Source organism: Aeromonas sp. QDB18, from assembly GCF_027705325.1.
In the GTDB taxonomy this organism is placed as follows: domain Bacteria; phylum Pseudomonadota; class Gammaproteobacteria; order Enterobacterales; family Aeromonadaceae; genus Aeromonas; species Aeromonas caviae.
Map to the genome: position 1 here is coordinate 1 of NZ_JAPDBQ010000189.1, position 6,677 is coordinate 6,677.

The 6,677-nt window shown below is 55.4% G+C and carries 8 protein-coding genes; 5 read left to right on the top strand and 3 right to left on the bottom strand.

Annotated features, from left to right (window positions below; translation table 11 throughout):
- The first annotated feature begins 154 nt into the window (after nucleotides 1-154).
- The 3 genes from radC (at nucleotide 155) to OKC30_RS19255 (ending at nucleotide 2,083) form a co-directional block, all read left to right on the top strand.
- Nucleotides 155-652, top strand: a complete 498-nt coding sequence (gene radC / locus OKC30_RS19245; protein WP_010673722.1) for a RadC family protein — start codon at nucleotides 155-157, stop codon at nucleotides 650-652.
- Between the two features lie 58 nt (nucleotides 653-710).
- Nucleotides 711-1,073 (top strand): hypothetical protein, encoded by a 363-nt coding sequence (locus tag OKC30_RS19250; RefSeq protein WP_053288301.1) that lies wholly within the window; start codon nucleotides 711-713, stop codon nucleotides 1,071-1,073.
- Nucleotides 1,074-1,540: 467 nt separating this feature from the next.
- Nucleotides 1,541-2,083 carry a hypothetical protein gene (locus OKC30_RS19255; RefSeq protein WP_270809754.1) on the top strand — a complete coding sequence of 181 codons (543 nt, stop codon included), beginning with the start codon at nucleotides 1,541-1,543 and terminating at the stop codon, nucleotides 2,081-2,083.
- A 215-nt stretch (nucleotides 2,084-2,298) separates the two neighbouring features.
- Here the strand turns inward: OKC30_RS19255 and OKC30_RS19260 are convergent, their stop codons facing one another.
- From OKC30_RS19260 to msuE, 3 genes are read right to left on the bottom strand one after another with little or no spacing between them, the layout of a single operon-like run.
- Nucleotides 2,299-3,324: a methionine synthase gene (locus OKC30_RS19260; RefSeq protein WP_053288303.1), complete on the bottom strand. Its 1,026-nt coding sequence runs from the start codon at nucleotides 3,322-3,324 to the stop codon at nucleotides 2,299-2,301.
- Between the two features lie 32 nt (nucleotides 3,325-3,356).
- Entirely contained in the window at nucleotides 3,357-4,337 is a 981-nt protein-coding gene (locus tag OKC30_RS19265; protein WP_053288304.1) for a DUF1852 domain-containing protein, read from the bottom strand.
- A gap of 44 nt (nucleotides 4,338-4,381) precedes the next feature.
- Nucleotides 4,382-4,975, bottom strand: a complete 594-nt coding sequence (gene msuE, locus OKC30_RS19270) for an FMN reductase (protein WP_270809757.1) — start codon at nucleotides 4,973-4,975, stop codon at nucleotides 4,382-4,384.
- A gap of 179 nt (nucleotides 4,976-5,154) precedes the next feature.
- On the opposite strand from msuE, the gene OKC30_RS19275 reads away from it, so the two are divergent.
- Together OKC30_RS19275 and OKC30_RS19280 are read left to right on the top strand one after the other, a co-directional pair.
- On the top strand, nucleotides 5,155-6,090 hold the full coding sequence (locus tag OKC30_RS19275) for a LysR family transcriptional regulator (RefSeq protein ID WP_270809758.1): 936 nt from the start codon (nucleotides 5,155-5,157) through the stop codon (nucleotides 6,088-6,090).
- Nucleotides 6,087-6,443 carry a sigma factor gene (locus OKC30_RS19280; protein ID WP_442865846.1) on the top strand — a complete coding sequence of 119 codons (357 nt, stop codon included), beginning with the start codon at nucleotides 6,087-6,089 and terminating at the stop codon, nucleotides 6,441-6,443. Before OKC30_RS19275 ends, OKC30_RS19280 begins: the two co-directional genes overlap by 4 nt.
- Nucleotides 6,444-6,677: the final 234 nt, after the last annotated feature.

Below are 6,677 nucleotides of genomic sequence, written 5' to 3' on the forward strand. Positions count from 1 at the left end.
TAGCGACTAATCAGATCGCACAAACTGGACTGAGTTCCCTTCCTCCGGTGATCTACTATTCGGAACAGCTATTTAGGTGTGCCCCAATTACCTCTCTTTAACCCCGACATGCTATCTGCGTGTCGGGGTTTTTGTTTATTTGGAGAAACCCATAATGCGTTACCACAAACTCAAGGCTGGGGAATTCCCTGGCACCTATGTCGTCACCGAACCGGTGACCGAGCAAGACCTGCTGCATATGGCCAACCAGGTTGCCCGCAAGCGACTTGCCAAAGGTTCTGCAATCACCTCTCACCAGATGGCAGCTCAACGATTGCAAACCCTGCTTCAAGGACGAGAGCGGGAGACCTTTGCCGTGCTGTTTCTTGATAATCAACATCGCGTTATCGCCCTGGAGGAGTTGTTTCACGGGACCTTGACTGCTGCCAGTGTGCATCCAAGAGAAGTGGTCAAGAGAGCCTTGGCGCTTAACAGTGCAGCTATCCTCTGCTCCCACAATCATCCCTCTGGTTACCCGGAGCCCAGCCTTTCGGATAAGCAAATCACGGACGTCCTGCGCAATGCCCTTGCGCTAGTGGATGTCCGCCTACTTGACCACCTGGTGATTGGCGCCGAAGGGGTCGTCTCCATGGCTGAGCGTGGAATGCTGTAATCCATGTTCCCCCGATTCATCCCTTCTGGGTTTACATCAAACATAAAAGGAGCTCAGTATGATTGAGTTCATCGACAGCTTTAGTCAGGCCGCCGTGGCGGAAGCTATGTGTGTACATCCTGGGCTGGCAAAGCTCATCGCCCAGCAGTTGATGCTGCCAGGTTTCGCCTATGCCCACGATATCGAAGGGCGGCGTATCGGTAATCTGTTGGTCGCGCCCAACCCGGTGCTGTACAAGACCATGCTCTTTGTCAGTCCACGTGACATGCGTGAGCACCTGCCACGAGAGATTAGCTTTGCCCGCTTTCGTTGCCCCTGTAATGCAGCGGGCCAACCGGTCGGCGAGTGGCAACGGGTGATTGTCGGGGCCTACGTCAACCATGGCAGCAATGATGCGCCAGATTGGAGTAGTCACACATGAGCATGACAACGTCCACAGCACCACTAATGGCGCCAGAGCTCACTATTACCATGCTCTGAGCCCATATCGATGAGCGCATCGCGCTGGAGCTGACCCAAAAGATCGACACGTAGTTGGCAGGACAGGTGCGTTCCGGCGTGCTGGCCCTGGATAACTGGGATGGAACAAATCTGGTTCTTCCCCGCATCGTGACCACTGCGCTACAGGAAGCTGCCGCCGAGCGGGTGATTTGGCACAGCCACCAACGCTGCTATCAGTGAGACGTCAACCGCCTCAAGCAATGGTTGTAGGCCGTCAGTCCACATTCGACTGGTCTTGAGAGGATGACAAGAGTCTTCCCTCGATAATTGATGTCACCCCCCAAGAGCCCTTGTGTTCACTTCTGTCACCACCCCTAATACAACCAACCACAACCCCATTCAGCCCCTCACATCGAGGGGCTGTTTGCATTTGAAGGAAGCCCAACCATGCATGACATGAGTGATTACCACACCCTGTCCGCCCGACAGATCACCACTGCCATCGGCCAGCTCAACCACAACACCGCGCCGAAGATAATGAGCCACCTGGCATTACGGGCTAAGCAGCCACTCCCGCTTGGTAATGGCCGCAGCCGAGCCAAGGCCCTCACACTCTTGCGCCGGGTCAAGAAGGCTCTGAAGGTAGGGCGTATCTCGCTTGAGCTCACCGGAACGGGTTGCCACATCGACCGGGGGAGCCATCAGGCTGACCGTTACTACTACGACCGGACGCTGTTGGCCCAGGGCTGGCAGCAATACGACACCGATGAAGACGCTTGGTACTTCGGTATCTGGATTCACACGGAAAAGCTGGAGACGTTTACCTACGCGGAGGGGGATACCAGTCATGTGATTGCACCGAACGTCGAGGCGTTTAGCGCTGAATTGGCGCGGCTCTACCTGTACCACCCTCAGGCACCGGAGTTTATCAGCATCGACCCGCAAGCGGGCGTTGTAACCCGCCACTTTGAACACAAGCCGGAGGTGTGAAATGAATCGCCCTGGCTTCTTTAGACACCTTGTGTTTCTAATCGCCAGACAGTTTCCTTGCGAATTGGCAATTACATCCTCCAGCCCAAACTGTAATCCCATAGGACTCGTCCCTCTCGAACTCACCACGTAATGTCATCAATAGTATAAAGGTCGCGCCTGCAGTGCAGGCGCGACCTTTCACATCCACGGGCCCTATTGGACAGAACCGGTGCTTACTTGGCGGCCAAGCGCTCCTTGGCCAACTTCGTGCCCTCAGCCAAGGCCTGTAGCTTGCGCTGAGCCACGTCACGCGGCATGGGCGCCATGCCGCAGTTCGTGCAGGGGAATAACCGCTCCTTTGGCACGAATTGCAGGGCTTGGCCGATAGCATCAGCAACTTCTTCGGGCGTTTCGACTACGTCTGTGGCCACATCGATCACGCCAACCAGCACATCCTTGCCCTCCAGTAATTTCAGCAGTTCGAGGGGCACGTGCGAGTGCATGCATTCCAAACTCACCTGGTCGATGCTGCTTTTGGCCAGCGCAGGAAACACCGTCTCGTACTGGCGCCATTCATCGCCCAGGGTATTCTTCCAGTCAGTATTGGCCTGGATCCCGTAGCCATAGCAGATGTGTACCACTGTCTTACAGTGCAGACCCTGCGCCGCACGCTCGAGCGCCCGAACGCCCCAATCGGCTACGTCCTTCATGTAGACATTGAAGGCTGGCTCGTCGAACTGGATAATGTCCACACCGTCGGCCTGCAGTGCCAGGGCCTCCTGGTTAAGTAATTCGGCGAAGGCAAAGGCCATCTTGGCCTTGTCTCCGTAGAAGCGGTCTGCCACCGTGTCGACGATGGTCATCGGGCCAGGCAGGGTAAACTTCAGCTTCTTCTTGGTGTGCGCTCGAGCCAGTTGGGCCTCGAAGGCATGTACGCGGCCCTTCAGGCGCAAGTCGGAAACCACCTGCGGCACCATTGCATCGTAACGGTTGTCACGGATGCCCATCTTCACTTTGTGCTCGAAGTCGATGCCCTCGACCTGTTCCAGAAAGCCATGCACGAAGTGCTGGCGTGATTGCTCTCCATCGCACACGATATCCAGCCCAGCGTCTTCCTGGGCCTTGATCCATAGCAGAGTTGCGTCGGCTTTGGCCTGCAGGAGTGCATCACCCCCGGCCGCCCATTGGGGCCAGAGCTTGTTGGTTTCAGCTAGCCAGGCCGGTTTGGGCAGGCTACCAGTGATGGAAGTTTCAAACATAATGTGTTCCTTCAAGGCAAATGCCGGTCAGATCAGTACGTGGATTCGGCGACCCATTGTTCAAGGACGTCTTGGTACGGTTTGATGAAGTACTCTTCAGTGAACTTGCCCTGTTTGACAGCCAACTGGCTTCGTTCCTCTCGGTCATAGACGATTTGCGTCAGCGAGTAGTCCTCGGACTTCAGACTTGGTTGATAGAGCTGTCCTGCCACCGAGTTGGCGTTATAGATCTCGGGGCGGTAGATCCTCTGGAACGTTTCCATCGTGCTGATGGTTCCGATCAGTTCGAGATCGGTATAGTCGCTCAGCAGGTCGCCAAAAAAGTAGAAAGCCAATGGAGCCACGCTCTTGGGCGGCATGAAAAAGCGAACCTGCATCCCCATTTTTGCAAAGTACAGATCGGTCGATGATAGCTCGTTTTGCTGGTACTCAACGCCGAGGATAGGGTGATGATTGGTCGTGCGCTGGTAAGTTTTGCTGGTCGCTGCACTCAGGCAAATGACTGGAAGCTTGCTAAATCGTTCTTGATAGGTGCCGGAGTTGACGAAAAGCTTGAACAGCTTGCCATGCAGCACGCCGAAATCGTCGGGGATGCTGAACTCCGCCCGTGCAGCATTGTACTCAGGCAGCACGACGCTGAAGTCGTAATCGCGCACATACGACGAGAAATTGTTGCCCACGATGCCATCAATGCGCCGGTTCAACTTCGTGTCGATGATGTGGGTCTTCAGGATCTCGATCAGCGGAAACGCAGTGCTGGTCTGCATGCCACTGTACATCTCAACAGAGATGATCTCGAGTTCAACCGCGTAGCGATTACCCGTGGGATTGTCCCAATGCGCCAGGTCATTGAAACGGTTGTTGATCATCTTCAGGGTTTTGCGCAAGTTTTGTTGGCGGCCCTCTCCACGCGCCAGATTGGCGAAATTTGTGGTGAGGCGAGTTCCGTCCAATGGTTGATAGCTTTCATCGAAAGTGATGCTATTGAGGCTGAATGTGAAGTCTTGGCTCATGACGCTTCCCTGTAATGATTATTGCAATTAAGGACGATGGTTTTTCAGACTGTTAGCATGCACTCGGCTGCAGAGTGTCTGGCATTGCGCGTTAGCTCAAGCAAGGGCAAAGCCCGTTGAACCGTCAGCCTGGCCCGCTCGATCAATGCCTGGTCGCTCAGGTCGCGCTCCACGAAGTCCTTGTCGGTGGCATAGACACCTAATGGCAAAGTACGTGCCTGGAAAAAACTGAACAGTGGTCGCATCTGATGGTCGATCACCAACGCGTGGCGTTGACTGCCGCCAGTAGCGGCTAGTAACACGGGCTTGTCGATCAGGGTGTCTTGTCCTATGAGGTCGAAGAAGTGTTTGAACAGCCCAGTGTACGAGCCACGGAAAACTGGGGTGGCGACCACCAGAACATCGGCCTCCTCGACCACGGCCAGCGCCTGCTCTACGGCATCCGTCACCTGAGCGCGCCAGACTGACCCCGTGAGCTGCGGTGCTAGCAGCCCCAAATCGACCCGTTTCGGCTGACACAGCACCTGCTCGGCAATCAGGTCAAGCAGGTACTGCGCCAAACTTGCAGATTTGGAGGGGCTTTGAAGTGCACCTGAAACAGCTACTACGCGGAGTGGACGTGTTAGTTTGGTGTTCATATCAGTCGACCAGGACGACACCGCTTGGCTAGCGTCCCCGACGTTCGGGAGATTCGAATTTTTAGACGGGACCATGGCTGCTCCGACGAATACATAGAATTGATGACGGTGATTGTGCCGACCCGAGACAATGAATTAAAATGGTTTTAATTCACACATCTATGAGTAGAATTCATTGAATGCTTGAGCGCATCCATCTCAACATCGTTCAGCAGGTCGAAAAGCAAGGATCGCTGACAGCCGCCGCGGGGGTACTGAATGTCACTCAGTCAGCTTTGAGCCACAGCATGAAAAAGCTCGAGCAACAGCTGGGTACCGACGTCTGGCTGCGCGAAGGCCGAAGCCTGCGTCTGACGCAGGCAGGTCAGTACCTGCTGGCCGTGGCCAACCGTGTTCTACCCCAGTTTGATCTGGCCGAAGAGCGCCTTAGCCAGTTCGCGCAGGGCGAGCGTGGCACGCTGCGCATCGGTATGGAATGCCACCCTTGCTACCAATGGTTACTCAAGGTGGTTTCGCCCTACCTCACGGCTTGGCCGGACGTGGAGGTGGACGTGAAACAGAAGTTCCAGTTTGGCGGCATTGGCGCTCTGTTTGGCTACGAGATCGATCTGCTGGTAACTCCCGACCCGCTCTACAAGCCGGGCCTTGATTACAAGTCTGTGTTCGATTATGAACAGGTGCTCGTCGTGGCCAAAGACCACTCCCTGGCTTCAGCCTCCTATGTGAAGCCCCAGCAACTGACTAGCGAAGTACTGATCAGCTACCCTGTGGACATAGAGCGCCTAGATATCTACAACCAGTTCCTGCTACCGGCGGGTGTTACGCCCAAGCGCCATAAAACCATAGAAACCACCGACATCATGGTGCAGATGGTGGCCAGCGGCCGTGGCGTGGCAGCCTTGCCACGCTGGTTGGTCGACGAGTACGCCGTTAGGATGGGGGTGGTGCCCCTACGGCTGGGGCCGCACGGCATAGCCAAACAGATCTTCTTAGGCACTCGCGAGGCTGATACCAATATCGACTATGTGCGCGCCTTCATCGAACTGGCACGCCAGCCAGCCCAGGCCATGGCCGACGCCACTTTCATTGCTCATCCTCAAAAAGATCAAGAATGACCCCTCCTAATCGAACGCAAGCCGCTTCCCCTACTAGGCGGTTTGAATCAATAGACACACTCAGGCATAACGGGCTCTGCTCGCTGCTAAGGCACAGGCTGGGCAATACCTGCGATGCCGCAGATCTGGCGCAAGATATTTACCTTCAGCTCATCAGGAAAGTGCATATTCCGTCGGCGGAGGAGTGTCGTCGCCGCCTGATGCAGATTGCCAGAGGCAAGCTGATCGACCTTTATCGCCGGTGCACGCTGGAGGCACACTACTTCGAGCCTGCAAACCCACCAACCCAACCCGCAAGCCCCGGCGTTTATCAGCATCAACCCGGAGGCGGGCGCTGTGACCCACCATTTTGAAAGTAAATCGGTGGTGTGAAATGGCCATCACTGGGCAAAGCGTGCCTTTCCTCATTCACGGTAGGGATATAGGGACGTCGCTCACGCACATCCCAAGTTGCTACCGGATAGCACTGCTCGGCGGCCGGCTCACCGCTCGTTATGCAATACCTGAAAATAGGTTCATCGCGGCTTTCCGGGGAAGGCCGCCTTGATTTTCAGAAAAAAGTATTCTGAGTCCCTAAATCCATATGC

Coding starts and splice junctions, on each gene's coding strand:
- radC (WP_010673722.1), top strand. CDS start 155: ATGCGTTACCACAAACTCAAGGCTGGGGAATTCCCTGGCACCTATGTC.
- OKC30_RS19250 (WP_053288301.1), top strand. CDS start 711: ATGATTGAGTTCATCGACAGCTTTAGTCAGGCCGCCGTGGCGGAAGCT.
- OKC30_RS19255 (WP_270809754.1), top strand. CDS start 1,541: ATGCATGACATGAGTGATTACCACACCCTGTCCGCCCGACAGATCACC.
- OKC30_RS19260 (WP_053288303.1), bottom strand. CDS start 3,324: ATGTTTGAAACTTCCATCACTGGTAGCCTGCCCAAACCGGCCTGGCTA.
- OKC30_RS19265 (WP_053288304.1), bottom strand. CDS start 4,337: ATGAGCCAAGACTTCACATTCAGCCTCAATAGCATCACTTTCGATGAA.
- msuE (WP_270809757.1), bottom strand. CDS start 4,975: ATGAACACCAAACTAACACGTCCACTCCGCGTAGTAGCTGTTTCAGGT.
- OKC30_RS19275 (WP_270809758.1), top strand. CDS start 5,155: ATGCTTGAGCGCATCCATCTCAACATCGTTCAGCAGGTCGAAAAGCAA.
- OKC30_RS19280 (WP_442865846.1), top strand. CDS start 6,087: ATGACCCCTCCTAATCGAACGCAAGCCGCTTCCCCTACTAGGCGGTTT.